Here is a 26,812-nt window from a genome sequence, read left to right on the forward strand (position 1 = left end):
TAAACATGAACAAGTGGTCCTGGGTATTAACCAGCATATTCGGAGTTATTATTCTCTTATTTATGATCTTTTTACTGACAATTGGAGACACGAACCATGAGTCAAACGAATTAACCGTTCATCAGCATCAAAAAGTTCAGTCTCAGGATATGAAAAGCAAAGAAATTCATTCAGAAATCACATTAGGAGCAGTTGGTGATATTCTTGTACATAACACCGTTTATGAAGATGCACGTACTTCAAATGGATTTGATTTTATGCCGATGTTTCATTCTATCAAAAATTCGATGAAAAAACCGGACATCATGTTTGCGAATCAGGAAACGATGATTGGTGGTCAGGAGCTCGGTTTGTCCTCTTATCCGCAGTTTAATTCTCCTTATTCTGTAGGAGATGCATTAAAGGATGCGGGTGTGGATGTAGTGTCTATGGCTAATAACCATACTTTGGATGCAGGTGAACAGGGCATTTTAAATGCTACAAGCCATTTCAATCAACTAAACATCTCTTATGTAGGTGCCAATCGCAGCCAGGAAGATCAACAGCGTGACCGTATTTTACATGCAAAAGGGATTTCTGTCGGCTTTCTGGCTTATACCTATGGAACGAATGGATTGCAACGACCGGCTGATAAGCCTTATCTCGTTCAATATATTGATGATGACACACTTATAGATGATATTAAAGAGTTAAAAACGAAAGTGGATTTTGTAGTCGTTAGTTTACACTTTGGTCAACAATATCAACGATTAGCCAATGATGTGCAAAAGATAGTAGTTGACAAGGCCAGTGAAGCAGGTGCTGATGTGATTCTTGGACATCATCCGCATGTTTTACAACCTGCTGAATGGATTACAAAGGAAAACGGTGAAAGAACTTTTGTCATTTATTCATTAGGAAATTTTTTATCCGGCCAATCTGAACTTTACCAGAGAATTGGCGGCATATTGCATATAAAATTAGAAAAATCCATTGACCAGAATAACGAAACCCAATATGGTCTTTCTGGTGCAAAAATTATGCCTACGTATATGTATCGGCCGAATTACAAGAATTACAAAATTATTCCTTTAAAAAAAGCTGATGAATATGGACTTCATGAAGCAAAGGAACTGTATCAGGAAATTCAGGAGCATATGAAAACATATACAGACAAAATTGAGGTTGTTTCTGATCTCTAGAGTTTTTTAAATTGAACAAAATAATAGGGATAATGTATACTTTTTTAAAATGCTTCTTTTATGAAAAGAATGAAGAAGCTTCACAGTAAAAAACACACAACACTATTATGGATATACTACTAGAGGCTGAAAGGAGTCTTTGATATGTCTAAAGTACAAAAACAAAAGAAACAACTACCTTCCAAAAAGGAAAGACATCAACTGTTTGGTTCAGTTCCTCCTGGTCCCAGAACAAAACCAACAGAAAAAGATAAAATGCCAGATCTCCAAAATACCAACAAAGATTTTCTTTTTGAATTAGATGCTGTTGGTATTCAAAATGTTAAGCATCCGATTGTGATTCATAGTAAAATGAAGCCGTATAACCAGACAACTATTGGAACTTTTACTTTTTCCTCCAGTATTCGTCAGGAAAGTAAAGGAACAAATATGAGCCGTTTTACGGAGCAATTAAATCGCTATTATGAAAATGGCTTTACCCTTGACATTAAAATGATGAAGAGCTTTACCAAAGAACTGGCCGAGCGTCTAAAGCAAAAGGATGCAACGATGGAGGTTACCTTCCCCTGGTTCTTTGAGCGTAAGGGACCTGATTCTGAACTTCCAGGAATGAATCATGCTACAGCTTCCATTCGAGTGGAATATCATGCTGAGGAAGATTTCGATATAAAAGTATCTTTAGAAGGAACCATTACTACTCTTTGCCCATGTTCAAAAGAAATTAGTGAATATAGTGCACATAACCAGCGCGGGAAGGTATCAATGGTTACGGATTTAACAGATGATTTTGACGAAGAGGAAATAGATTGGAAACAGGCCTTATTAGAAGCAGCAGAATCTAATGCAAGTGCCCGCATTCATCCAGTATTAAAGCGTCCGGATGAAAAAATGGTTACAGAAACAGCATACGAAAATCCGCGATTTGTTGAGGATATTGTTCGCCTTGTTGCTGCTGATTTATACGAAATGCCTTTTGTAAAAGTATTTGATGTAAAATGCGTGAATGAAGAATCCATTCACTTACATGATGCAATGGCGAGTATTCATTATGATAAAACAAAAATGATTGACTAATATCGTTAGAAGGTTCCTAATATGAAATATCTGTTTATGTCACTTATCAAATTTTATCGCAAGTTTATATCACCAATGAAAGCACCAACATGTCGCTTCCAGCCCACTTGTTCAGAATATGCACTGGAAGCTTATAAAAGATTTGGAGTCATAAAAGGTACTTATTTAACGATAAAACGAATTTTAAAGTGTCATCCCTTTCATCCGGGAGGGTTTGACCCAGTACCGGAAAAACAACACCGCAATTACAGGAAGATGAATTGATGAAGGTTATGTATAATGATTTAGATGAACCTGATATAGTAAAATAAAAAGCTATGTGTGATGACTTGACATCACACATAGCTTTTTTAAGTATTGGCTGTGTTCATTAAAAGCTTATTGTTGATATTTTACCAGGTTGACTAGTGTGGAAATCAACACCTATGTGCAACAGGGCCTAAATATTAAATCGTTTTATCTGTTCAAATTGTTTTTCAGCTGTTAAGATGTCCTTTTGGAATTTACCCATTAAATCAAAGTGAGGAAATTTTTCATCCTTATGGATCCATTCAGATTTTAAGCCATATTTTTTACCCCAGGACTTTAGCTTATGCAAATCTTTGCAGCCTGCTTTAGTAACTGTATCAGCATTTGGGAAACGATCATCCACCCAATAATGTGTAAGAAATGCGATTTCTCCTCTTTCAACGTCCTGTTTCCATTTCTTTAACTCAGTTCTTTTTACACCGAAAGCCATGGTATTACTCATCACCCTTTGCTTCTAAATATGCTTGATGTAAATCCGGAAATTTCTTACGTGTTGAAACGGGCTTGAAGGTGTCCTTCTTCACACATACATGAGTGGTTTTTCCAGTTACGGATATCTCACCACTTCCATTAAGAATTTCGTAGGCATATACAACTTTAAGCCCATCATATTCATGTATCCACGTTCTCACTATCGCCTTTTCTCCATATCGTACCGGTGTTTTAAACTGGATATCCGCATCTAGTACAGGTGCTACAATTTCCTCCTTTTCCATCTCATGATATTGAAAACCGAGCTCCTCAAAAAAGGCTGTACGACCAATCTCAAACCAAACTAAATAATTTGCATGATATACAACACCCATTTGATCGGTTTCCTGGTAGCGTACTTTTATATCTGTTTCAACTACTTTCATGTTTATTTCCTCCTGTAAGACAAGCTAAAGCTCATTTTATCATAACCATTTTATTTTATCAGGTTTTAAGATGAACAAAAGCAGAAGGCACCTGTTTAGCGATGTACGGACTGGACCCAGTCGATTTTGATCTATCGTACGTACCATAAAAAAACCTGCCATAAATGGCAGGTTTATAACCCAATTTATCGTTGTTGATTGTGTGCCTCATCTTTAATTTCATTTCTCATACTTTCGAGCGCTTCTCTTCTGCGTTCGTTTTTTGCCTCGATATCTTCACGATCATTACCTGATGCAAATTGTGCCGTTTCTTCAGCATCTTCCATGTTTTCAATCGTATTTTGAACCATTGCCTGAAGTTTCTCTACATTATCTGAACGATCATCTGGTTTTGGTTGATTGTCGCGATGACTCATCATCATACTCCTCTCTGTTTAATTGCCTTTGGGTTGAATCCAAACAGCTTCTTTGCCCTTGGTCTGGTATTTTCGACCTTTATTTCCATCAAAGCTCTTACTTAAATGCCCATGTTTATTTGGTTGGTACTGTTCGGAATTCTTTTTTGGATTTCCCATTTTATTAACCCCTTTTGAGAAGTATTACAAGCCTTAGGTTTTGTTAATGATGATGAAGTATGTAAAAAAGGGCAATGGTAAGATTATAGCTGTATACCAACGTTTGGTTACAAATGAAAAAGACAGCTACATATTAATCTTCAGCTGTCTCCACTGTACTTGACGTGAGTTTATCCTCAAGCTTTTGTTCAATTTTATCCATTAGTTCTGGATTTTGTCTGATTTCTTCCCGTTCTAACGCTAACATTTCAGCAAAACTAAGCTTTTGTTTTTTATTCATTGGAATATCTCTCCTTTATTTACAATATTTCCAACGAATAAAGAAATTATACATGAATTAGTTTAGCTGCTTCATTTTTTCTTCTAATGTTTCTAAAGTAATGGAACCAGAATACTTTTCCACAACTTCTCCTTTCGTATTGATAAAGAAGGTTGAGGGAAAATTAAATAATTGATATTGGTCTACACTCACCTTTAAATCCTGATCCAGCGGAATAGGAAAGCTTAGATTAAATTCGTCAATAAAATCCTTTACGTTGTCTTTCGAAGTCTCATAACCTGTGACATTGACAGCTAATATTTTCATCTTATCTCCGAACTTTTCATGAAATGTCTGCATTTCTGGCATTTCTTTTTGACAAGGCTTGCACCACGTTGCCCAAAAATTAAGCATGACCTTTTGGCCAATAAAGTCAGACAATTGGACTTGTTTGCCATCAATCGTTTGTAATGTAAAGTCAGGAGCTGGGTTTCCAATCTCTACAGATGTGGTGTTTTCTGAATCATATTTATCAGGTACAGCTACTGCAACATCATTAAAGTCTTCATCAGATTTTGTATCCTTTTCTTTTGTTTGTTCTTGTGTGAAATTATAAATAACGATGGCAAGCATGAATAATATAATCACAGGTCCAATCAAACGTTTGATAAGTTTCATTTGTCTCCTGCTCCATTTCATCGATAAGTTTCTTTAACAATTGTATCAAATGAGTGTTTTTATACAAGGAAAAGCACCCCTATTTATAGAGGTGCTTACATATCATGAGTTTTTTTATTTTAGTTTATTACGCAATACCATTTGAAGAATACCGCCATGACGATAGTAGTCAACCTCTACATCACTGTCAAAACGGGCAATTACTTCAAATTCTTTCGTATTGCCTTCTTCATCAGTGGCTGTAACTTTAACCAAGTCATGTGGTTTAACCGATTCGTCGATTTGAACATCATACGTTTCTTTACCTGTTAAACCAAGAGATTCAATGCCTTCTTCATCTTTAAATTGAAGAGGCAGCACACCCATCATAACAAGGTTGGAACGATGAATTCGCTCAAAACTTTCTGCAATTACTGTCTTAATACCTAATAGATTAGTACCCTTCGCAGCCCAATCACGGGAACTTCCCATACCGTAATCGTTACCAGCGATAACCATTAAACCAGTGTTATCTTCCTGATACTTCATGGCAGCATCATAAATTGGCATGATGTCTTCTGTTGGCCAATAAGTTGTGTAACCACCTTCAGTACCTGGCGCGATTTCGTTACGAATACGAATGTTACCAAATGTACCACGCATCATCACTTCATGGTTACCACGACGGGATCCATATGAATTAAAGTTACGTGGAGAGACCCCTTTATCAATTAAATATTTACCTGCGGGCATATCCTTTGGAATTGCACCGGCTGGTGAAATATGGTCTGTTGTAACTGAATCGCCAAATTTACCAATTACACGTAAATCATTTAATGGTTTTACTGTTTCTGGGTCCTTCGCTAACCCTTCAAAGAATGGAGGGTTTTGAATATAGGTAGATTGTTCATCCCACTCATAAAGTGGTTCATCAGTTGTATCAATTTCATTCCATTTTTCGTTTGAGTTAAATACTTCCTCATATTCTTTACGGAAGATTTCTGGTGTAACAACCTTGGAAATTTCCTGTTTTACTTCTTCACTGGAAGGCCATATATCTTTAAAGTAAATATCATTACCATCCTGATCTTTACCAAGCGGATCATTTTTAAGATCAATATCCACTGTACCAGCAAGCGCATAGGCAACAACCAATGGTGGTGATGCAAGATAGTTTGCTTTTACAAGTGGATGGATACGACCTTCAAAGTTACGGTTACCAGACAGAACAGAAGCAGCAGTTAAATCACTTTCTGCAATGGCTTCTTCAATTTCAGGAAGAAGTGGTCCGGAGTTACCAATACAAGTCGTACAGCCATAGCCAACCAGGTTAAAGCCAAGTTTATCAAGGTACTCCATTAATCCTGCATCTTCTAAGTAACGTGTAACAACCTTAGAACCAGGTGCTAGTGAAGTTTTTACATATGAAGGTACTTCGAGTCCTTTTTCAACAGCGTTTTTAGCAAGTAAACCTGCACCTAACATTACATGTGGATTAGATGTGTTTGTACAGGAAGTGATAGCAGCTATTGCCAGTGCACCTGTCTTCATAACCGTTGTATCACCATTGTTGAACTTAACGGTAGCCTCTTTATCCTTCTCATTTTCATCTAATCCGAATCCGTGATTACCCGCAGGAGCTGTTAGTGCCTGATTGAACGATTCCTTCATCTTGGATAATGGAATACGGTCTTGTGGACGTTTAGGACCAGAAAGGTTTGGTTCAAGCTCAGATAAATCAATTTCCACAAGGTCAGTAAATTCAGGATCTTCCTGATCTGGTGTATAAAATAATTCATTTTGTTTACAATAAGTTTCAACAAGTTTAATTTGCTCTTCTGTACGTCCGGTTAAACGAAGATATTCCAGAGATTCCTCGTCTACAGGGAAAAAGCCACAGGTTGCACCATATTCTGGTGCCATGTTTGAGATTGTTGCACGATCTGCAAGTGGCATTTCACTAAGGCCAGGACCAAAGAACTCAACAAATTTACCTACAACTTTTTTCTCACGAAGTGCTTGTGTAACTCTTAGGGCTAAGTCGGTTGCTGTTGTACCTTCCGGGAATTTACCAACAAGCTTCACACCAATAACTTCAGGTGCTGGAACATAAGAAGGCTGACCAAGCATACCGGCTTCAGCTTCAATACCACCAACACCCCATCCAAGTATACCCAAGCCATTAATCATGGTGGTGTGAGAGTCTGTACCTACTAGAGTATCCGGAAATGCTTCATACTCACCATCTTCATTTTCGGTAGAATGGACAACGTTTGCAAGATACTCTAAGTTTACCTGGTGAACGATACCCGTTGCAGGTGGAACAGCACGATAATTATCAAAAGCTTTTTGAGCCCAATGAAGGAATTCATAGCGTTCCTTATTTCGATCAAATTCAAGCTCCATATTTAAATTTAGTGCATCTGCAGATCCATATTTATCAACCTGAACAGAGTGATCGATAACTAAATCAACAGGGACTTCAGGATTAATTTGGTCTGGACTTCCTCCCATATCTACCATAGCTTTACGTAAGGAAGCTAAATCCACTACGGCTGGTACACCTGTAAAGTCTTGTAAAATGACACGAGATGGCTTAAATGGTACATCTACATTACCATCCTTCGTTCCCCACTTTGCTAATTTTTCTACATGTTCTTCTTTAATCAAACGACCATCCATCTGTCTAAGAACTGATTCAAGAAGAACACGTACAGAAAAAGGCAAGCGAGAGATTTTTCCAATTCCTGCATTCTCTAGCGCTTTCAAATCATAATAGTGGTAAGTTTTGCCATTAATTTCAAAGTTCTTTCTCGCATTAAAAGCGTTATCTGCCATATCTTTTACCCCCTCTAATAGATTATGTACAGCCATATTGGCTTCTTTTCCTATTAAACTTTCATCCCCATTGGCAGTATGCACTCTCATTTTAAATCAAAATGTTTAAGAAGTAAAACCTTTTAAAAAACTTTCTAAAAACATTTGCTTTTCACATTTATCTACGCTGACTTGAACCTTAAAAACAAAGGTCCTGTATCATGGATATAAATTAAGATCTCTTCATACCCTACAGTTGAAAGGAGGCATTTCATTTGACTGAAGAAAAAAATTCAAAGTTAAATCGACAAGCTAAACAACCATATGGTGTGCCTATGAAAGGTTCTAAAAAAGTAAAGAACCGTAATCATACCAGACAGAAAAAAGGAGCATCACATGACCTTTAATTCCTGATTAAGTTCAGAAAAGGTCTGATGTAATTGTTCAATATCTGATGAATCTAATGTCCTAAAGTCCAAAAATAGCTGTTCATCTAAAAAGCGACCGATAACAGGTGTTCTGTGGTTACGCAATCTATTCTCCAGTTTTTCAGGAGATAACACCTCACATTGTACCGTTACACCAATGCTTTCGATTTGTTCTTCCGGCATGGTCCCCCCGCCAATGGTTGCATAACTATTTCGGATATCAAACGAAAACATGGTGTATAAATGGCTCTTTTTCATAAATGCCTGTACCTGTTCTTTAATTTCCGAAGCAGATCTTAAAATATCTCTTACAGCAGGAATTTGATATAAAGCTGCTTGGGTACCTTTAGCGTATGATTTAAGTGTTGTTTCTAAAGCAGCCAATGTCATTTTGTCTACCCGTAATACTCTTGCCAGCTGATGTTGTTTCAAGCGGTCAATGAGCTCTTTCTTTCCAGCAATAATACCGACTTGCGGTCCACCTAAAAGCTTATCTCCACTGAAAGAAACCAGATGAGCCCCTGCTTCTAATACATCCTTTACAACAGGTTCATCCCCTACTCCTTGATCCTTAAAATCAATTAATGCTCCACTTCCTAAGTCTTCATAATAAATCAAATCATTTTGATCCGCTATTGAGGCAAGTTTTTTTGTTTTAATCTGTTCTGTAAATCCTACTACTTTAAAATTACTTGTATGTACTTTTAAAATCATCGCCGTTTGTTCGCTAATTGCATTCAAATAATCATATTCATGGGTTTTATTCGTTGTCCCGACTTCAACCAAATTTGCATCACTTTCAGACATTATAGATGAAACACGAAAGCTTCCGCCAATTTCTACAAGCTCTCCTCTTGAAACAATCACCTCATGATCCTTAGCTAAAGCCCGTAAAGTTAAATAGACACTCGCTGCATTATTATTAACAACAAGTGCTCCTTCAGCACCTGTTACTTCTTTTATAATCTCTTCTACGATTTGGTGTCTTGAGCCTCTATGACCTTTAGTCACGTTATATTCCAAATTCGAATAATGTTTAGCTACTTTAACTACATGGTCTATGGCTTCTTCTGACAATCTTGCTCTTCCTAAATTTGTATGTAAAATGGTTCCCGTAGCATTTATGGCAGGCTTCAGGTTGTCCTCTCCCCACTCTATACATTTCTTCTTGACCTGGTTAATAATATACTGTTCTAAATCCCCTGCACGAGTTATCTGCAACTTATTTGCAAGGATTAAGTGACGAACATCATCAATTTCTAATTGTATCCAATGCTTTATTTTTTCTCTTGTCAAATCAAGACGCTCCTGTATGGCTATGATGTCGGAATTCCTTTGAATCTCATGAACAGGGGGAATTTGCCTAAGCATCTCTTTCACTGGTATAACCTCCATGTTGAACGATTTAAAAAGCATGCCCTGCCTCACAGATACAGAATGCATGCTTTACAAAAAATTGAATTCCTCTATCCTCCCGATTATTTGTTTAAAATCAGGAAATTGCCCGGCTTCCTTTTTGGAGTATATTTTATGATGATTAACTGTAATTTCGAAAACTCCACCAGAACCAGGAATAAGCTTCATCTCTTTTATCTCATGTCGAAAATAACTAAATAATTCGTCTGCAAAACTCGCAGCTTTCGGTGCATAGTTTCACATCATACAAAATTCAACGGAAATATGTAAAGTCATAACACAAACACTCCTTTATTACTCATATTTTAATCAATCGTATGTAATAATACAAACAGTAAGGAGTATTATTCAAAACATCCAAATCCCTGCGATAAAAAAATAGAGGGGCTACCTTCTATTAGCTATCCTCTATTTTACGCATGGCGTTCAATTAATTTTAGTTTGGACGGCCTATCCATTTACGGTTTCCATCTGCCCTTTCCGTAAATTGCAAGGAATCCATAAGTTCTAATAAGGGAATTAAATATTTTCGCGACACATTCCATACATCTTTAGCTTCTTTAAGCGTAAAGTACTCTTCGGTCTGTTTACTTAATCGTTTAACTTCAGCATGTAATACATTCGCATGGATAATGTGCTTATCAGTTAACAAATAGGCCAGTTGCTGGTTAATTAAAAACGTCTTAAAGTCCTCATGCAATTCTTCAGGAATCCCTTCTTCCTTTAAATAGAATTCCAATTCCTGTACCTGAATTTGATCCTCATATAAATGGTTTATAATATTCTCCATCCTTCTTTTCCACTGGGATGGCATAGATGGGGAGAAGGAATATAAGGAAATATATTGCTTATATTGCTTTAAACGTTTTTCTTTTGTCCATTGGTCCAATAACCATTCAAGTACTTTATTAGGTGTCTGATTAAACTGAAAGAGTTCAGGTTTATTCATTCCTGATTTTAATGGATAACTATGGTGATAATCTTCTAGTCTTCCAAAAATATCGTTCCACAATTCTTCAACAGTCATTGATGAGGCAAAATACCCTTCAACTTGTACAATTCTCCCACTTTCTTTTAATTCATGGAGGATTTCATCCAGTTTTGTTTTAGAGAAGGATAACTTACGCATCAGTTCAGGTTGTTTTAGCCATTTTTCTTCTTGAAGCAGCTGCCTAACAAGAGTCCCTGGTGAACCTTCTTTAAGCTGCTGAAGCCTCTGAATGGTATGGGAACCAAATTTATATTTCTCTCCATTGGGATTCATAATCCAACCACCACCAAGAGTTTCTACTGGTGTTGCACGACGCAGGACAAAACGATCACCGCGATTTACCACAATAGGCTCTTGCAGACGTACCTGACAAAGAATTTCCTCTTTTTTCGGCTGAACTTCATTTCGATCAAAAAATACTATTTTTCCATATACCTCATTTGCTCCAGTATGGAGTTTAATCGGAGTACGTTGCTTAACAGGGTGGTTTATATCTCCTAAGAGTTGAAGAGATACATCAATGATATCCGTTTCATCAAAATATCCAGGATTTTTAACTAACACATTTCCACGATCCAAATCCTCTTTTGAAACACCAGAGATATTAATGGCGGCACGTTGCCCCGCTACTGCTTCTTCTACATCCTGGTTATGAACTTGAATTTGTCTTGCTTTGGCTTCTTTTGCCAAACCAGGCAATACGAAAAAGCGTTCACCCCTTCGAAGGGAGCCTTCATAAATCGTTCCACGAACAACAGAACCAATCCCCTTCATCGTAAATACTTGATCAACTGGCATGCGAAAAGGGCTATGAGTATTCCGTAAAGGAGTTTCTTGTAAAGACTCTACTATTTTCTCCTCCAAATTTGAAATACCCTCCCCTGAAAGACTATCGACAAAAACAATTGGGGATTGACTAAAATTGGTTTCTGTTAAATGTTCCTTAACATCATCAGTGACGAGCTGTAACAGCTCGTGATCCACTTTGTCGATTTTTGTAATCGCAATAATCGCCTGATTTATGTTTAATAGCGATAAAATAGCCATGTGCTCTTTCGTTTGGGGCATAATACCTTCATCAGCAGCAATCGTGATAATAACCAAATCTATCCCCGCCACACCAGCAATCATCTGACGTATAAATTTTTCGTGTCCGGGTACATCTACAATAGATACGTTGGCATCTGTTCCTTTCAGCTTCAAAGGGGCAAAACCTAGCTCGATTGAAATATTTCGCTCTTTTTCTTCCTTCAAGCGATCCGTATCAATTTGTGTTAATGCCTTTGTGAGCGTAGTTTTTCCATGATCAATATGTCCGGCCATGCCTATAGTGTAATTTCGTTTATTCATGCTTCATCACAAACTTCCTTTTACCTTGAATGATTTGGCAGCGTTACATGTATAATGGTACCCTTTTCAGGTGCGTTTGAAATTTCCAAATCTCCATGATGCTCTTTTATAATTTGATTGGTAATCATAAGCCCTAAACCCGTACCATTTTCTTTTGTAGTGAAAAAAGGTTCATGAATTTTATCCAAAATCTGTTCAGGAACTCCAGGGCCTTCATCCTGAACTTCTATAATCAAATTTGATTCTGCTTGAAAGCCTCTTACCTGAATCACTCCACCCTCCTCCATTACTTCAATAGCATTTTTAATTAGATTGATAACAACCTGTTTAATTTGTGAAGGATCGCATTCCAATAAAATTTGATCAGATTCAGTAGTAAGGTGAATATCAATATCATACAGCTTTGCCTGGGAACGCATCAAGGTACAAACATCATTTAGCAAGCTTTGAAGTGATACGGTTTTTCGATGATGGGGTTGGGGTTTGGAGATATATAATAGTTCAGAAGTAATTGATTCCATTTTTTCAATTTCTTCCTTCATAATTTTAAAATATTGTCCATCGACATCTACACCAGCTTCCATCAATTGCAAAAATCCTTTTAAAGAGGTTAATGGATTACGAATTTCGTGAGCAATACCTGCAGCTAATTGGCCAGCAACATTCATTTTTTCAGATCGAGCCAAGTGTTCCGTAGTTTCCTTCATTTTCGAAATGTCTTCAGAATATGCAATAAAATAGTCTTCATTTTTGTATCGTATACGACTAATAACCGATTCGATCCAAATATAATGGCCATCTTTATGCTTAATTCTATAGGTTAGCCTGACCTTACAGTTCGTTTCTTCAGGAACTTTTGAACGTACATATATGTAGTCTTCTGGATGTAACCATGAAAGAATATTGGTGCGCGTAACCTCTCCTTTTTCATAGCCAAGTATTCGATGGATATTGCTGGAAATATAACAAAAGTCCCCATTAATAGCTTTGACGGAAAAAATTTGATTACTTTCCGAATCAATCCATTCTAAGAATGGTATAGGAAGCATACCTACCTGCTGAAAATCCTCATCTTTAACAAGTGCTTCATTACTTTTATGATGGTGAATGTCTGGTAGACTTCCATTCATAATTTGATTACTCTTTTTCATCCTTCTCCCTCCATTCTTTCCATTAATCAAATGAAAAGAAGTATCATTTTCAGCTGTTTATGATAAATGAATGTTTGAAAGAGGGTGTTCCTATTTTCCATTTTTATTTCTATTTTTTACTATTATCTCTCTACAATAAGAAAAAATCAACTATTGCACAACTGAATCATCCATTTGAAACTGGTATTAAGTCCCCTTATGAAAAATCCCCCCCTGCCCATTAACAGAGGGGAACGTTTTATCAGTTTATAACCAATTTGTATGGAAAACTCCTTCTTTATCCTTGCGCTCATAAGTGTGTGCGCCAAAATAATCCCGCTGTGCCTGAATAAGATTGGCTGGCAAGTCTTCTGAACGATAACTGTCAAAGTAAGCAATAGCACTAGAGAAGGTTGGTACAGATATTCCATTTTGAATAGCAATGGAAACCACTTCCCGTAATGCAGATTGATAGCCTTCAGCAATTTCTTTAAAATATGAATCAAGGAGTAAGTTTTCTAATTCTGGTTCACGGTCATAGGCTTCTTTGATTTTTTGTAAGAATTGTGCACGAATAATGCAGCCACCGCGCCAAATCATAGCAATATCTCCATAGTTTAAATCCCAGCCATATTCTTTGGAGGCAGCACGCATTTGAGCAAAGCCTTGCGCGTATGAACAAATTTTACTCATATATAAAGCCTTCCGAACAGCCTCTATAAGCTCCTGTCGATCTCCTTCATAAGCTGAAATTTCAGGACCATTCAAGGTTTTGCTGGCCTTCACACGTTCATCTTTTAAAGAAGAGATAAATCGTGCAAAGACAGATTCAGTAATAAGTGGTAAAGGCACGCCTAAATCTAATGCATTTTTACTCGTCCATTTTCCGGTACCTTTTTGTCCGGCTTTGTCCAGAATAACGTCAAGCATTGGCTTACCGGTCTCATCATCTACTTTGGTAAAAATATCAGCAGTGATTTCTATAAGATAGCTGTCCAATTCTCCCTTATTCCATTCAGCAAAGACTTCATGTAATTCATCTTCATTCATTCCGAGAACATGCTTCAAAATGTAATAAGCCTCTGCTATTAATTGCATGTCCCCATATTCAATACCGTTATGAACCATCTTTACAAAGTGTCCTGCACCATTGGGACCAATATAGGTTACACATGGATCCCCATCCACTTTGGCAGAGATAGCTTCTAATATAGGAGCCACTAAATCATACGCTTCTTTTTGTCCACCTGGCATAATGGAAGGGCCTTTTAGCGCACCTTCTTCTCCCCCGGACACACCTGTACCGATAAAATGAATACCTGCTTCCTCAAGCTCCTTGTTTCGGCGAATGGTATCCTCATATAAGGTATTGCCACCATCAATAAGGATATCCCCTTTATCCAGATGTGGTAATAAGGCTTCAATGGTTGTGTCAGTTGCTGGTCCAGCTTTAACCATTAAAAGAATCTTACGAGGTCTTTCAAGTGATTGAACAAATTCTTCTACACTTCTGGTCCCGACAAAATTTTTGCCTTTCGCCTCGTTATGTAAAAAGTCATCGGTTTTCTCGGCAGTACGATTATAAACTGAAACAGAGTACCCTCTGCTTTCAATATTTAAGGCTAAATTCTTACCCATAACCGCTAGCCCAATAACACCAATTTGTTGTTTTGACATTATCCTTCAAATCCTTTCTGCGATGTATTGTAATGTTGGTGAAAACGCCTAAATCTTAACTCTATTTTATTGTATCACTACACCTTAAACGAATACAAAATAGACGATTGTCCTTTTTGTGTTTCATGGGGTAAAACATGATTATATTCCTGCTCATGTTCTGTAAATCCAGTCTTTTTTACTGCTTCCGTTAGGCAAAGCAATCCCAGAGTAACAAAAATAATTGAATATAAGTTGAATTCTCCTAATGTGATATAATAAAAAAACTTCGCAAAAACGACGGCAGGATATACCATTCCAAAGATTAGAAAAACCATTGGTGTTAATACTTTCGAAGGAATCATAAAAGGTCCTGTATGATTTATCTGTCTAATCATTTGCAGCGTGTTCCATTGTAATAAAAGAATAGCCATTAAATAAATCGTAAATAGGTTAATATAATGAATTATCATAACCGGCAGTTCCTCAGAAAACGGAAATCTCACATTCTCTTGAAGCTTTATATAGCATAACCATTCGCCAAGACCAAAACCTATTATACCCAAAATATACCCCACTGCATTCATTTTCCCCTTCACCATTTTACCCCTTTTGTATTGTAGTACACTCTACTTAAAAAGCTATATTCAGTTTAAACCGATTTATTACCTAAAATTTTCATATCATAGATTTACATAATGTTATTATAGTTTACTATAAGTGGTATTATAGAATTTAAAAAGAAAATATGCTATATTATTTAAATAAAGATAAGGAGAAATAATACATAAATAAATTGTAGGTGGGAGCATGTCTGACTTATTTATTACCTTTATCATTATCTGGACATTTATATTGTTGGGATTAATGGGTATTGGCGGATTTTTCATGTTTCGAAAGTTTTTGAAGCGGTTACCTAAAGAAGATGGAAAATCAACGCTTGATTGGGAGGAATATTATGTTGAACAAACCGTTCATTTATGGGAAGACAAGGAGAAGGATTTGTTAAATGAACTAGTATCCCCTGTTCCCCAGTTATTCCGGGATGTAGCAAAACAAAAAATAGCCGGAAAAATTGGACAATTGGCGTTGGAAAGAAATTATAAGAAAATCACCGAAGATATCCTGATTGAAGGATACATATTAGCTACACCAAAACGTGATCATAAATTTTTAATGAAGAAATTAGATGAAAAAAACATCGATTACACCCCATACTTATCACTTTTGGAGCCGAATTATAAGAGCCATTAATTAAGCCCGTTACATTTTCGTGTAACGGGCTTAATTATATCCTTTATATCATGATGCTTTTCTTTTGTTCGAGCGTCTTTTTTAATTTTAAATATTTGATAAGCATGGCTATGCGCCAGGACAAAATCATACCAAAGGCTAATATAAAGAACATACCACTAGTCTCACCAAAAGAAATGGTTTGCCCAATGATTGTTTTTAATAATAATCGAAGAATTAAGAGACCAAATAAAATCAATACAAAGGCCTTTGAAGGAACGAGATAAATGTCATCTTCTTGAATTTCAAATTTTGATGTCATGATTAAAAACACCGAAAAAATCGCACCTACAACAAAAGCCTCTATCAATTGCATCCAACTAATATGGAATACAGGTAAAACAAACATCAATGCTCCCGTACTCATAAATAAAGGAGGCAAAATAATCTTTTTAATGGATGCCGGTTTTTTCGCTGCTTTCATTCGTACAAAAATCATTGTAGTTGCCATTATAAAAGCAACAACCGTACTTGAAACAATCCAGAACATTTTTTTCACTCTTTCCGTACGAACTCTACTTATTGATCCTAACCATTTAATACCCTATCAATAGTATCTAAAACCCGGGATTCATCAAAAGGCTTAACGATGAAGTCTCTTGCTCCTAATTGAATAGCCTGTACGACCACTCGTTGCTGTCCTACAGCTGAGCACATAATAATCTTCGCACCCGGATTTTTTTCTATAATGGCCTCTGCTGCATCCATACCATCCAAGTTTGGCATTGTGATATCCATTGTAACGAGATCAGGCTGTAAATTCTTATAAAGTTCAATCGCTTCCTGTCCATCAGCAGCTTCACCAACTACCTCATGTCCACCTTTTGTTAAAATATTTGATAAGGTTAATCTCATAAACTGAGCATCATCCACTATCAGGACTTTTCCCATACGAATCTCTCCCCATTATTTCCCATCTATTTCTCTTTATTCATCCCCTGCTATCGTTAGCATAATCGTTAACGTGACACCTATAACCGTTAAGTAAACTCCCAAATCAAATAACATAGCTGTTGCAAGTTCGATATCCCCGAAAAGTGGCAAATGAAAGTGTCCATATGTTTGACTTAGAAATGATTCTCCGAATACAAACGATCCTACCCCAGTTAAGGCCGCAATTAGTAATCCTGCTGGAATCATCAATTTAAAATTAACCGGAATAATCTTTGCTATGGGCTCTAAACCGTAAGCCATATACATGAGTACAATGGCTGCAGATGTCATCAATCCCCCAATAAACCCTCCGCCAGGTGATTGGTGTCCGGCTAAAAATAAATAAATGGAAAAACCGAGGAGTATAAAAGCAATAAGCGCTGTTGTCGTTCTTAGTATTAAATCGTTTGTTCTCATGACAAACCTCCCTACGTTTTCCTTCTAAATTCTATCTTAATATAAAATTAATCATTTTAACAACTTTTTTATCTAATAGTATTAAAAACCTTGAAAGTCAAAAAGACCTGATAAATAAGCGGTTATTATTCTCATCCAATCGAAAAAAAGTGCTATTCCCATAACAATCATAATGTATCCGCCGATTTTTACAATTCTGGCACTATTTCGTTTAATCCAGCCTAATTTGCCTATAAAGAAAGATAGAAGTAAAAATGGAATAGAAAAGCCTAATGAATAAGCCGTCATTAAAATAACTCCTGTGTCTGGATTTGTTGCCGCTAAACCGATGACTGCCGCTAAAATCGGTCCGGTACAAGGTGTCCAGCTCATGGAAAAAGCCATCCCAATCAGAACAGAACCTATATAGCCGGTTGGTCTGTTTTTGAATGATACTTTACGTTCTTTCATTAAAAATTCAAAATTAAATAAACCAACCATTACTAAACCAAAGAATACCATTAGTATGGCACCGACTTGACGAATATAATCCCGATATTGGATTAACAGCTCTCCTAAAGTAGTGGCTGCAAATCCTAAAACGACGAATATAGCTGAAAATCCGATTAAAAAGGAAATTGTATGTAATAAACTTCTTTTGGTCAGCATGGCATTCTCAGACTTTAATTCATTCACGCTCATCCCTGTTACGTAGGAAAGAAAAACAGGATATAAAGGTAAAACACACGGAGATATAAAGGATAAAAATCCAGCCCCAAAAGCTAATAATATGTTTACATCTTCAAGCATTGTCGTATCTCTCCTTTAACGAAAACACTATCACAAAACTATTCTATCAAACGAATGATTACATATATCTTTGCAAGCCCCATCAAACATGACAATTGTGTGACAAAGAATCCCTTCTATAATAATTACACCTTGTGTTTGAAAAGTATGTACATTAAACAACGTCTGGATACGATTCGAACAAGAAGATTGTATAAATACACGCAGGATAAAATATGTTACACATTAAAATAAATCCTTCTTCCAGTGAAGAAGGATTTACCCCTATTTGTCCATTTGATTGTTCATAGAACGCATCATTTGTTTTATCTTTTTCTGAGATGGTTTTTGTCCCATTTGCATCATCATCGTACGAAGCATTTGTTCATTAATTGGTGGATTTTTCTTTAAGTAGTTCATCATGTATTTTCTTGCAATAAAAAATCCAAGTGCAACTCCGGCAATTAATGCAAGAATGGCAATAAGTACAACCCATAACGTACCCATAAAACGTTTCCTCCTTCGTGTTGTTTCTCATACAGTATAGTAAAAACGGCATCATATGACAATAGTCGCGTGTTAAATCATCAAGCTTTTTTGCTGTGGGGATAACCAGCCGAACTGTTGGCTTGCTCTATTGATAACAAAAAATGATGAATAAAAAAATCTTAAATGTTCGAAAATGGTTTTTTCAACCTCATGTAGAGAACTTCCCTCAATAATACATTCTCTGGGTTGAACCGTCATTTTAAACTGATTATCTGGAAAATTTATGTATAGCTCATTCGGACTTACTCTTACAGAATGGTCTGGATATTGCTGCTGAATAAACAAAATCAGTTCATTTGTTAACATGCTTTCTGTAATAAAATGAAATTGCTTTAAATAAACTTCATCTTCTACAGAAGATGAATACCTTCGTAAAAAATGATACAGAATATCACTTTTATGATAATATTGATCAGCAATAGGCTCCTTAATTAAGTATAATGAGAATTTCTGCATAGCTAGTCCTCCTTATTAAAGTCCAGTCTAACAGAAATATCAAAAAAGTCCGTCAATTTTAGTCGAATATTTTTATAAAATTAAGGGATATTTCAACAGGAAGCGACGCCATAAGTTTATGGCGTCGCAGTGAAAAAATTAGTTGAGTAAATCTTCTACTCGTTTAACTACATTTTCTACTGTGAATCCATATTCAGCTACTACTTTATCTCCAGCAGCAGAAGCACCATATCTATTAATGCCCAATACGCTTCCTTCATCTCCTACATAACGCTCCCAACCAAACGGAGAAGCCATTTCTATACCTAAACGCTTCTTCACATTCTTAGGAAGGACTTGTTCTTTATATTCATCAGGCTGTTGTTCAAATCGATCCCATGAAGGCATACTTACAACAGATGCTTCAATGTCTTTTGTTTTTAACTCTTGTTGTGCTTTTACAGCTAATTGAACTTCTGAACCTGAGGCAAGTAAAAGGACATCCGGTTCTTTTTCCGCCTTTGAAAGAACATAAGCCCCTTTCTTCACACCTTCATAGGCCTTTTCTTTCGTTCCTTCCAGCGTTGGTAATCCCTGTCTGGTTAATACAAGTGCCGTAGGATGGTCTTCTGCTTCAAGTGCTAATCTCCAAGCTGCATTGGTCTCATAACCATCAGCAGGTCTAATTAACGAAAGATTTGGCATAGCACGTAAAGATGGTAGCTGTTCAATCGGCTCATGTGTCGGTCCATCTTCACCAACCGCAATAGAATCGTGTGTAAATACATACGTAACAGGGACATTCATGAGTGCAGATAGTCGAAGAGCCGGACGTAGGTAATCACTAAACACAAAGAAGGTACCACCAAATACTTTAAGCCCCCCATGTAATGTCATTCCGTTAATCGCAGCTGCCATTCCGAATTCACGTACGCCAAACCAGATATTACGTCCACTATGATCTTTAGGGGAAAAATCAGCCTCACCCTTAATTGTTGTCTTATTTGAACCAGCCAAGTCTGCACTTCCACCAATAAAATACGGAATACGTTTAGCTATTGCATTCAAAGCTGACCCTGAAGCAGCTCGTGTAGCTGGTGAATCCTCACCTGCTTTATATTCGGGTAAGTCATTGTACCAGCCTTCAGGAAGTTCACCCCTAATAGCTGTTTCTAATTCTTTAGCTAATTCGGGATAATGTTCTTTGTATTTTGCAAAGCGTTCGTTCCATTCCGTTTCTTTTTGGGTACCATCCTCTTGAACTTTATGCCTGAAGTCCTCATAAACTTCATGAGGTACATGAAAGGTATCATGCTCCCACTGATAGTATTCCTTGGTTAGTGTAATTTCGGTCTCACCTAATGGTGCACCATGAGCATCCGATTTTCCGGATTTATTTGGAGCACCAAAACCAATTACCGTTTTAACTTCTATTAATGTAGGCTGCTGTGTATTTTTCCTAGCTTCTTTAAGAGCCTTACGTATACCCTCTAAATCATTTCCATCTTCTACACGAATAACCTGCCATCCATAGGCTTCAAAACGCTCTTGAACATTTTCCGAAAAAGAACGATCTAAATCACCATCTAAGGAAATATCATTCGAGTCATAAAGCATGACAAGTTTACCAAGTTTAAGATGCCCCGCTAATGATGCTGTCTCATGAGAGATTCCTTCCATTAAATCACCATCACCACAAATGGTATACGTATAGTGATCAATCATATTAAAGTTTTCACGATTATATTTCCCAGCTAAGTATTGCTCGGCCATTGCCATTCCAACAGCCATTGATAGTCCTTGACCTAAAGGACCAGTTGTAGCTTCTACACCATTTGTGTGCCCGAATTCAGGGTGACCTGGAGTTCTTGATCCCCATTGACGGAAATTTTTAATATCCTCCATTGTCACATCATAGCCTGATAAATGTAATAAAGCATATAAAAGCATGGAACCATGACCTGCGGAAAGTACAAAACGATCACGGTTAAACCAGTTTGCATTTTTAGGATTTTGATTCATAAATTCAGTCCATAATGTATATGCCATAGGAGCTGCACCCATCGGCATTCCCGGGTGACCTGAATTAGCATTTTGAACAGCGTCAATTGCTAATGTGCGAATCGTATTTATCGATTTTTCTTCAATAGTATTGGACATGTCGTTAGTACTCCTTTCACTCCTATAATATGTACTCCTCAATCTTTATCGTATAATGAAAAAACAACGGATACAAGCAAAATGGTTATTTTGATTGTACGAGTAAATCTCTTATTATTATCAATTAAAAGTACACTTTTATACTGAATTAAATAAAAAACAGCCCTATCCACAAGTTATGGATAAGGCTTTTGAAATCCCTTTAGTGCTTCTTTTTTCGTTCCTTTTCGTCTTTTACTTTTTGCGGGGTAACATCATTCCCTAGTGGATCAACCACTTTCATAGAAGTAAGCTGACTCTTAAATGATTTCCGTAAGTTTTTTAAATAAGCTTGTCTTAGCTCATTTTGCTCCTCTTTCTCTTCTTTGGTTAATCCTTCTTGCTTTGATTTATTAGCTAAATAATTGATACGATCAATTTTTTCTTTTGATAACATGTAAACGCTCCTTTAAAGAACATTAAAAATCAAAAAGCAAGAGTCCTAATAGACACTTGCTTACTTTCTAATATTACATGGATTGGTTATGATTTTCAAGCGTATACTCCTGAAACCTTCTATGAACAGTTGCTTTTGAAACATCATATCCCATACCTCTTAATGTTGAAGCGATCTCAGAGAAGGTTAACCCATTATTCCTAAGTTTAACAACTTCTTCAATCGGGAATGTTTTACGCTCTCTGCCAGGTGATTCGTGAATATTAGACAGGTTATTTTCAGGTCGATATCCATCAGATACCGCTTTTTTCATCCCTCGTTTGATTTTTATATTATGTAGTTTTCGTTGATATTCTTCTACGATTGATACAATTTGCAAAACCATGGAGTCAGATTCTGACAATTGAATTTCACCCTGATGGGAAATCGTATAAATAGGTATATTCAGCTTTTTAAGCTGATGAAGTAAGGCTATTTTTGTGTTTCCTCTTCCCAGCCTAGTTTCGTCCTGAATAAAAAGCACATCAGCTTTGCCTGATGAAAATAGCTCCAGCATCGTGAAAATACCATCTCGCTCGATTTCGTATCCACTTTGTTTTTCTTCTATGATTTTTACAATTTCGTAATGATTCTGGTTGGCTAACTGAATGAGTTCTTCTTTCTGCCTCTTAATAGATGTTGTCTGTTCTTCTTTGTCTGTACTCACACGACAGTAGATAACCGCGTTCAATTGTTCCACCTCTTAACTATTTTAAAAGCTTTTCAGCTAATGGATAATGCATAATATAAGATTACTAAAGTTAGTCCAAAAAGTGAATAAAATGCTAAGTCGATTTTTGAGATTTTATTAAACATAAAAACCGCCCCCTTAATAGAACTTTTGTTCGCCCTTTGTTAATTCCATTATACTAGAACATTTGTTCCTGTCAACATTTTTCCCGAACGAATGTTTGTTAAATGTGGAAAATCATGCTATAATACAGACAGTTGATATATATGTACGAGGTGAGATAAATATGACCAAGCTATCCAAAAGACAAGAAGCAATCCTGGAATACATAAAAGAACAAGTAACCGCTAAAGGATATCCTCCATCTGTTAGAGAAATTGCACAGGCAGTCGGTCTTGCATCCAGCTCTACTGTTCATGGACACTTATCACGTTTAGAAGAAAAAGGCTTTATTCGAAGAGACCCTACCAAACCGAGAGCAATTGAAGTTTTAGAACTGGAAGAGGCGCAAAATGTTCCCAAAACCGATGCATTATACGCTCCGGTTATTGGTAAGGTTACAGCTGGTGAACCAATTACTGCGATTGAGAATATTGAAGAATATGTACCCGTACCCGAACACTTAGCGATTTCTGAAGATGATGTATTTGTATTAAATGTACAAGGAGAAAGTATGATTGAGGCTGGTATCCTTGATGGGGATCGCGTCATTATTCGTAAACAGCAAACCGCTCAAAATGGTGAAATTGTAGTAGCGATGACAGAAGATGAAGAAGCAACGGTTAAACGTTTCTTTAAGGAAAAGGATTATATCCGCTTGCAGCCTGAGAATGCTACAATGGAACCAATTATCGTTAATGATGTAACCATTTTAGGAAAAGTGATTGGTCTGTTTAGAGAAATTCACTAATCATAAATCAAATTAATAGTTTTATAGATTAGGCCATTATTCATCAGGTGATGAGTAATGGCCTAATTATTTGGGATATAAGCTAAAGATGTGTTTGTATAGGTTTTAAAATCGTTCATATACTAAGTAAAAAAGTGGTGAAAATAATGAATCAGATAAGTCGATTACTTAAAATTAACAATGGATTAAATATAGTGATTATCATAATGACAATTATTCATCATTTTATGATTAAGAATTCCATTGATAGTGGTAATAATCAGGGAAATAATGATGGTTGACTTATGACTGTATAAAAAATTCCTTGACGCTGTGCGCCAAGGAATTCGTAAAATTAATACGTCTGTAAATACTGCTCTCTTTCCCAAGGATGTACCTGTGTACGGAACATATCCCACTCGATTTCTTTTGCTTCTACAAAGTGTTCAAACAAGTGTTCACCTAAAGCATTTACAAGCACTTCGTCGCTCTTAAGCTCTTGAAGGGCATCATATAGGGTAGCTGGCAAATCTTTAATACCTTTTTCTTCCCGTTCTTCTCTTTCCATTACATAAATATTTCGATCAATTGGCTCCGGAGCAGTTAAATCATTTTTAACACCATCAAGTCCTGAAGCAAGTAATACACTCATAGCTAAGTAAGGATTAGCTGATGGATCAACACTTCGAACTTCAATTCGTGTACTTAAACCACGTGAAGATGGAACGCGAATCAATGGACTGCGGTTTTTACCTGACCAGGCAACATAACTAGGAGCTTCAAATCCTGGTACCAGTCGTTTGTAAGAATTGACTGTTGGATTCGTAACAGCCGTAAAGCTTGTTGCGTGTTTTATAACACCTGCAATAAATTGATAAGCGGTTTTACTTAATTCTAAATCACCGGTAGAATTATAGAATGCATTTTCACCGTCCTTAAATAAAGACATATTGGAATGCATTCCAGAACCATTCATACCAAATAGTGGTTTAGGCATAAACGTTGCATGCAATCCATGTTTTCTCGCAATGGTTTTTACTACTAATTTAAAGGTTTGAATATCATCACAGTGCTTAAGTGCATCAGCATACTTAAAATCAATTTCGTGTTGTCCAGGTGCTACCTCATGGTGGGAAGCTTCAATTTCAAAGCCCATTTCTTCAAGCTCTAATACAATATCGCGACGGCAGTTCTCACCCAAGTCAGTAGGCGCTAAGTCAAAATATCCGCCTTTATCGTTTAATTCCATTGTTGGTTCATCTTTTTCATCCAATTTAAATAAGAAAAATTCTGGTTCAGTACCGATATTGAATGCATTAAAACCTAACTCTTCCATTTTCTCAACATTTTTCTTTAAGTTGTAACGTGGGCATCCTTCAAAAGGTGTCCCATCCGGATTATAGATATCACAAATGAAACGTGCTACTTTACCTTTCTCAGAAGTCCAAGGGAATACAACAAACGTATCTAAATCTGGATAGAGCAGCATATCTGATTCTTCAATGCGCACAAATCCTTCAATGGATGATCCATCAAAAGTGATTTTGTTATCCAGTGCTTTTTCCAATTGGCTTAATGGGATTTCAACATTTTTAATAGTCCCAAGCAAATCTGTGAATTGTAAGCGAATAAATTTTACATCTTCTTCTTCAATCCTTTTTAAAATCTCTTCTCTTGTAAATTTTGTCCCCATAAGTATCCTCCTATATTTTTTAATGGAAGAATCTTGATAATTCTCCCTGTCTTAACGAATTCTTGTTCAACCTTCCCGCCTCTAACAATTCCTTACGCAGAAGATTTCGTAATTCTCTGTCGGATAACGCTTGTTTTACTTCCACTTCCAGTTTCTCTTCTTTAGGTACTTCTTCTGTTTCTGTCTTGGTGGTTTTGTTAGAAAGCATCTCTTTGATACCTGCTAAGTTTACTCCCTTATCAATTAAATCCTTTATTTCCAGTAAACGATCAACATCGTTAAAGGAAAATAAACGACGATTGCCTTTGGAGCGTGCAGGGTGTACTAATCCATTTTCCTCATAATAACGGATTTGTCTCGCTGTTAAATCAGTCAAAGAAGTAATGATGCTCATTGGGAAAAGAGGCGTTGAGCGTCGATTGAGATCACTCATATTAGCACCTCCAATCTTTAATTTAAATTTATTATACTTTTCGTACAATTATCTGTCAACACGTGTAAGGAAACTTTACATAAAATGTTCATATTTTTTTATCATCCACTTACTGATTGAGTAAATGAAATATCAAAACCCTTTTCCACCATGGTTTCTATAGCTGATATAACAGCAATTTTTACATGCTCATAGGTCAATCCACCTTGAATATAAGCTGTATAAGGGGGTCTTATGGGGCCATCAGCTGATAATTCTATACTTGCTCCCTGAACAAAAGTCCCTGCTGCCATAATTACATCATGTTCGTATCCGGGCATCGGACTTGGGTAAGGGACAACATGAGAATTTATAGGGGATGCTTTTTGAATGGCCTGACAAAAAGCAACCATCATTTCTTCGTCAGGAAAATTTACTGACTGAATTAAATCAGTTCGCCATTCTTTATATGATGGTTTTGTATGAAATCCACATTTTTCTAATATACGTGACGTAAAAATCGCACCCTTTAACGATTCTCCTACTATATGGGGAGCCATAAATAATCCTTGGAACATCTCCTGAAGACTGTAAAGAGTTGCACCGGCTTCTTTACCAAGCCCTGGCGCAGTGAGACGACTGGCACATTTCTCGATTAAATGTTGACGCCCTACTATATAACCACCTGTTTTGGCCAATCCTCCTCCAGGGTTTTTGATTAATGATCCAGCCATCAAATCGGCACCTATATCCGTAGGTTCATCTAGTTCAACAAATTCTCCATAGCAATTGTCAACAAAAACGATACACCTTGGATTCATTGACTTCACAAAATCAATCATTTCCCTCATTTCCTGTACCGTAAAAGACGGGCGATTGTCATAGCCCTTCGATCGTTGAATCGCAATCATTTTAGTGTGTTCATGGATGGATTCCTTTACCATGTCATAATCAACATAGCCGTTTTCCTTTAAATCAATATGCTGATAATGAATTTGAAAATCCTTAAGGGATCCTTTTCCCTCTCCTCTAACACCGACGATTTCCTCCAAAGTATCATAAGGTTTGCCGGTTATATAAAGAAGTTCATCCCCTGGTCTTAGTACACCAAATAAACTTAATGTGATGGCATGTGTGCCGGAAATGATTTGAGGCCTTACTAAAGCATCTTCTGTTCCAAATACATCAGCAAAAACCCTCTCTAATACCTCCCTTCCTAAATCATCATAGCCGTATCCTGTAGTTGGATTAAAGTGGGTATCGCTCACTTGATGCTTCTGAAAAGCATTTAACACTTTTCTTTGATTAGCTTCCACAATGGTCTGTACTTGTTGATGATATGGCGCGATCTCTGTTTCTGTTAGTTCAACAGCCTTGTTTATTGCTTCTCTTTCCAT

Annotated in this window: 31 protein-coding genes and 1 pseudogene; 7 read left to right on the forward strand and 25 right to left on the reverse strand. The window is 36.7% G+C overall.

Annotated features, from left to right (window positions below; translation table 11 throughout):
• The first annotated feature begins 5 nt into the window (after positions 1-5).
• The 3 genes from BMX63_RS07725 (at position 6) to yidD (ending at position 2,519) form a co-directional block, all read left to right on the forward strand.
• On the forward strand, positions 6-1,181 hold the full coding sequence (locus BMX63_RS07725; RefSeq protein ID WP_093133694.1) for a CapA family protein: 1,176 nt from the start codon (positions 6-8) through the stop codon (positions 1,179-1,181).
• A gap of 144 nt (positions 1,182-1,325) precedes the next feature.
• Positions 1,326-2,255 carry a GTP cyclohydrolase FolE2 gene (gene folE2 / locus BMX63_RS07730; protein WP_093133696.1) on the forward strand — a complete coding sequence of 310 codons (930 nt, stop codon included), beginning with the start codon at positions 1,326-1,328 and terminating at the stop codon, positions 2,253-2,255.
• A 21-nt stretch (positions 2,256-2,276) separates the two neighbouring features.
• Positions 2,277-2,519 (forward strand): membrane protein insertion efficiency factor YidD, encoded by a 243-nt coding sequence (gene yidD / locus BMX63_RS07735; RefSeq protein WP_093133699.1) that lies wholly within the window; start codon positions 2,277-2,279, stop codon positions 2,517-2,519.
• 175 nt (positions 2,520-2,694) lie between these two features.
• Here yidD and BMX63_RS07740 read toward each other — a convergent pair whose 3' ends face one another.
• The 7 genes from BMX63_RS07740 to acnA form a co-directional block, all read right to left on the reverse strand.
• Positions 2,695-2,994 (reverse strand): hypothetical protein, encoded by a 300-nt coding sequence (locus BMX63_RS07740; RefSeq protein ID WP_093134087.1) that lies wholly within the window; start codon positions 2,992-2,994, stop codon positions 2,695-2,697.
• A gap of 4 nt (positions 2,995-2,998) precedes the next feature.
• Complete coding sequence (locus tag BMX63_RS07745; protein WP_093133702.1) at positions 2,999-3,421, reverse strand: acyl-CoA thioesterase; 423 nt, start codon at positions 3,419-3,421, stop codon at positions 2,999-3,001.
• Between the two features lie 185 nt (positions 3,422-3,606).
• The gene (tlp, locus tag BMX63_RS07750; protein WP_093133704.1) at positions 3,607-3,837 is read right to left on the reverse strand and encodes a small acid-soluble spore protein Tlp; all 231 of its coding nucleotides are present in this window, start codon (positions 3,835-3,837) and stop codon (positions 3,607-3,609) included.
• Positions 3,838-3,855: 18 nt separating this feature from the next.
• Positions 3,856-3,996, reverse strand: a complete 141-nt coding sequence (gene sspN, locus BMX63_RS17715; protein WP_143060126.1) for a small acid-soluble spore protein N — start codon at positions 3,994-3,996, stop codon at positions 3,856-3,858.
• A 133-nt stretch (positions 3,997-4,129) separates the two neighbouring features.
• Positions 4,130-4,276 carry an FbpB family small basic protein gene (locus BMX63_RS17720; RefSeq protein ID WP_143060127.1) on the reverse strand — a complete coding sequence of 49 codons (147 nt, stop codon included), beginning with the start codon at positions 4,274-4,276 and terminating at the stop codon, positions 4,130-4,132.
• Positions 4,277-4,333: 57 nt separating this feature from the next.
• Positions 4,334-4,933 (reverse strand): redoxin domain-containing protein, encoded by a 600-nt coding sequence (locus BMX63_RS07755; protein WP_177167239.1) that lies wholly within the window; start codon positions 4,931-4,933, stop codon positions 4,334-4,336.
• Between the two features lie 114 nt (positions 4,934-5,047).
• Positions 5,048-7,750, reverse strand: a complete 2,703-nt coding sequence (gene acnA / locus BMX63_RS07760; RefSeq protein ID WP_093133711.1) for an aconitate hydratase AcnA — start codon at positions 7,748-7,750, stop codon at positions 5,048-5,050.
• A 254-nt stretch (positions 7,751-8,004) separates the two neighbouring features.
• Between acnA and BMX63_RS07765 the strand changes: the two genes are divergently transcribed.
• Positions 8,005-8,136, forward strand: a complete 132-nt coding sequence (locus BMX63_RS07765; RefSeq protein ID WP_093133714.1) for a small acid-soluble spore protein P — start codon at positions 8,005-8,007, stop codon at positions 8,134-8,136.
• Here BMX63_RS07765 and selA read toward each other — a convergent pair.
• The 6 genes and pseudogenes from selA to BMX63_RS07795 form a co-directional block, all read right to left on the reverse strand.
• Complete coding sequence (selA, locus tag BMX63_RS07770) at positions 8,122-9,528, reverse strand: L-seryl-tRNA(Sec) selenium transferase (RefSeq protein WP_342732125.1); 1,407 nt, start codon at positions 9,526-9,528, stop codon at positions 8,122-8,124. The genes BMX63_RS07765 and selA overlap by 15 nt on opposite strands.
• Before the next feature lie 75 nt (positions 9,529-9,603).
• Positions 9,604-9,798, reverse strand: a pseudogene (locus tag BMX63_RS18735) (SelT/SelW/SelH family protein); the annotation flags it as partial.
• 211 nt (positions 9,799-10,009) lie between these two features.
• A complete protein-coding gene (selB, locus tag BMX63_RS07780) occupies positions 10,010-11,914 on the reverse strand; it encodes a selenocysteine-specific translation elongation factor (protein WP_093133720.1) in 1,905 nt (634 codons plus the stop codon).
• 20 nt (positions 11,915-11,934) lie between these two features.
• Positions 11,935-13,065, reverse strand: a complete 1,131-nt coding sequence (locus tag BMX63_RS07785) for a PAS domain-containing sensor histidine kinase (protein WP_093133723.1) — start codon at positions 13,063-13,065, stop codon at positions 11,935-11,937.
• A 246-nt stretch (positions 13,066-13,311) separates the two neighbouring features.
• Entirely contained in the window at positions 13,312-14,721 is a 1,410-nt protein-coding gene (gene gndA, locus BMX63_RS07790; protein ID WP_093133727.1) for an NADP-dependent phosphogluconate dehydrogenase, read from the reverse strand.
• Between the two features lie 77 nt (positions 14,722-14,798).
• Positions 14,799-15,299, reverse strand: a complete 501-nt coding sequence (locus BMX63_RS07795) for a hypothetical protein (RefSeq protein ID WP_093133730.1) — start codon at positions 15,297-15,299, stop codon at positions 14,799-14,801.
• Between the two features lie 211 nt (positions 15,300-15,510).
• Here BMX63_RS07795 and BMX63_RS07800 point away from each other — a divergent pair, with 211 nt between their 5' ends.
• Positions 15,511-15,954 (forward strand): DUF2621 family protein, encoded by a 444-nt coding sequence (locus BMX63_RS07800; protein ID WP_093133733.1) that lies wholly within the window; start codon positions 15,511-15,513, stop codon positions 15,952-15,954.
• Between the two features lie 43 nt (positions 15,955-15,997).
• On the opposite strand, the gene BMX63_RS07805 is transcribed toward BMX63_RS07800, so the two are convergent.
• From BMX63_RS07805 to BMX63_RS07845, 9 genes are all read right to left on the reverse strand, one after another.
• On the reverse strand, positions 15,998-16,483 hold the full coding sequence (locus BMX63_RS07805) for a CcdC family protein (RefSeq protein ID WP_093133736.1): 486 nt from the start codon (positions 16,481-16,483) through the stop codon (positions 15,998-16,000).
• Positions 16,484-16,521: 38 nt separating this feature from the next.
• A complete protein-coding gene (locus tag BMX63_RS07810) occupies positions 16,522-16,884 on the reverse strand; it encodes a response regulator (protein ID WP_093133738.1) in 363 nt (120 codons plus the stop codon).
• Positions 16,885-16,920: 36 nt separating this feature from the next.
• Positions 16,921-17,343 carry a Na(+)/H(+) antiporter subunit B gene (locus BMX63_RS07815; protein WP_093133741.1) on the reverse strand — a complete coding sequence of 141 codons (423 nt, stop codon included), beginning with the start codon at positions 17,341-17,343 and terminating at the stop codon, positions 16,921-16,923.
• A gap of 81 nt (positions 17,344-17,424) precedes the next feature.
• Positions 17,425-18,132, reverse strand: coding sequence for a cytochrome c biogenesis CcdA family protein (locus BMX63_RS07820; RefSeq protein WP_093133744.1), 708 nt, complete (start codon positions 18,130-18,132; stop codon positions 17,425-17,427).
• A 264-nt stretch (positions 18,133-18,396) separates the two neighbouring features.
• A complete protein-coding gene (locus BMX63_RS07825; RefSeq protein WP_093133746.1) occupies positions 18,397-18,618 on the reverse strand; it encodes a YneF family protein in 222 nt (73 codons plus the stop codon).
• 72 nt (positions 18,619-18,690) lie between these two features.
• The gene (sirA, locus tag BMX63_RS07830) at positions 18,691-19,116 is read right to left on the reverse strand and encodes a sporulation inhibitor of replication protein SirA (protein ID WP_093133749.1); all 426 of its coding nucleotides are present in this window, start codon (positions 19,114-19,116) and stop codon (positions 18,691-18,693) included.
• A 138-nt stretch (positions 19,117-19,254) separates the two neighbouring features.
• Positions 19,255-21,255, reverse strand: coding sequence for a transketolase (gene tkt, locus BMX63_RS07835; RefSeq protein ID WP_093133752.1), 2,001 nt, complete (start codon positions 21,253-21,255; stop codon positions 19,255-19,257).
• A 202-nt stretch (positions 21,256-21,457) separates the two neighbouring features.
• Positions 21,458-21,691 (reverse strand): DUF896 domain-containing protein, encoded by a 234-nt coding sequence (locus BMX63_RS07840; RefSeq protein WP_093133755.1) that lies wholly within the window; start codon positions 21,689-21,691, stop codon positions 21,458-21,460.
• A 73-nt stretch (positions 21,692-21,764) separates the two neighbouring features.
• On the reverse strand, positions 21,765-22,421 hold the full coding sequence (locus tag BMX63_RS07845; protein ID WP_093133758.1) for a YneB family resolvase-like protein: 657 nt from the start codon (positions 22,419-22,421) through the stop codon (positions 21,765-21,767).
• Between the two features lie 286 nt (positions 22,422-22,707).
• Here BMX63_RS07845 and lexA point away from each other — a divergent pair, with 286 nt between their 5' ends.
• Positions 22,708-23,331 carry a transcriptional repressor LexA gene (gene lexA / locus BMX63_RS07850; protein ID WP_093133761.1) on the forward strand — a complete coding sequence of 208 codons (624 nt, stop codon included), beginning with the start codon at positions 22,708-22,710 and terminating at the stop codon, positions 23,329-23,331.
• A 146-nt stretch (positions 23,332-23,477) separates the two neighbouring features.
• Positions 23,478-23,612, forward strand: coding sequence for a hypothetical protein (locus BMX63_RS18655; protein WP_281242736.1), 135 nt, complete (start codon positions 23,478-23,480; stop codon positions 23,610-23,612).
• 53 nt (positions 23,613-23,665) lie between these two features.
• On the opposite strand, the gene glnA is transcribed toward BMX63_RS18655, so the two are convergent.
• The 3 genes from glnA to BMX63_RS07865 form a co-directional block, all read right to left on the reverse strand.
• Positions 23,666-25,003 carry a type I glutamate--ammonia ligase gene (gene glnA / locus BMX63_RS07855; RefSeq protein ID WP_093133764.1) on the reverse strand — a complete coding sequence of 446 codons (1,338 nt, stop codon included), beginning with the start codon at positions 25,001-25,003 and terminating at the stop codon, positions 23,666-23,668.
• A gap of 19 nt (positions 25,004-25,022) precedes the next feature.
• Positions 25,023-25,436 carry a MerR family transcriptional regulator gene (locus BMX63_RS07860; protein WP_093133768.1) on the reverse strand — a complete coding sequence of 138 codons (414 nt, stop codon included), beginning with the start codon at positions 25,434-25,436 and terminating at the stop codon, positions 25,023-25,025.
• A gap of 101 nt (positions 25,437-25,537) precedes the next feature.
• Positions 25,538-26,812 carry a methionine gamma-lyase family protein gene (locus BMX63_RS07865; protein WP_093133771.1) on the reverse strand — a complete coding sequence of 425 codons (1,275 nt, stop codon included), beginning with the start codon at positions 26,810-26,812 and terminating at the stop codon, positions 25,538-25,540.

This window comes from Salinibacillus kushneri, from assembly GCF_900111405.1.
In the GTDB taxonomy this organism is placed as follows: Bacteria; Bacillota; Bacilli; order Bacillales; family Alkalibacillaceae; genus Salinibacillus; species Salinibacillus kushneri.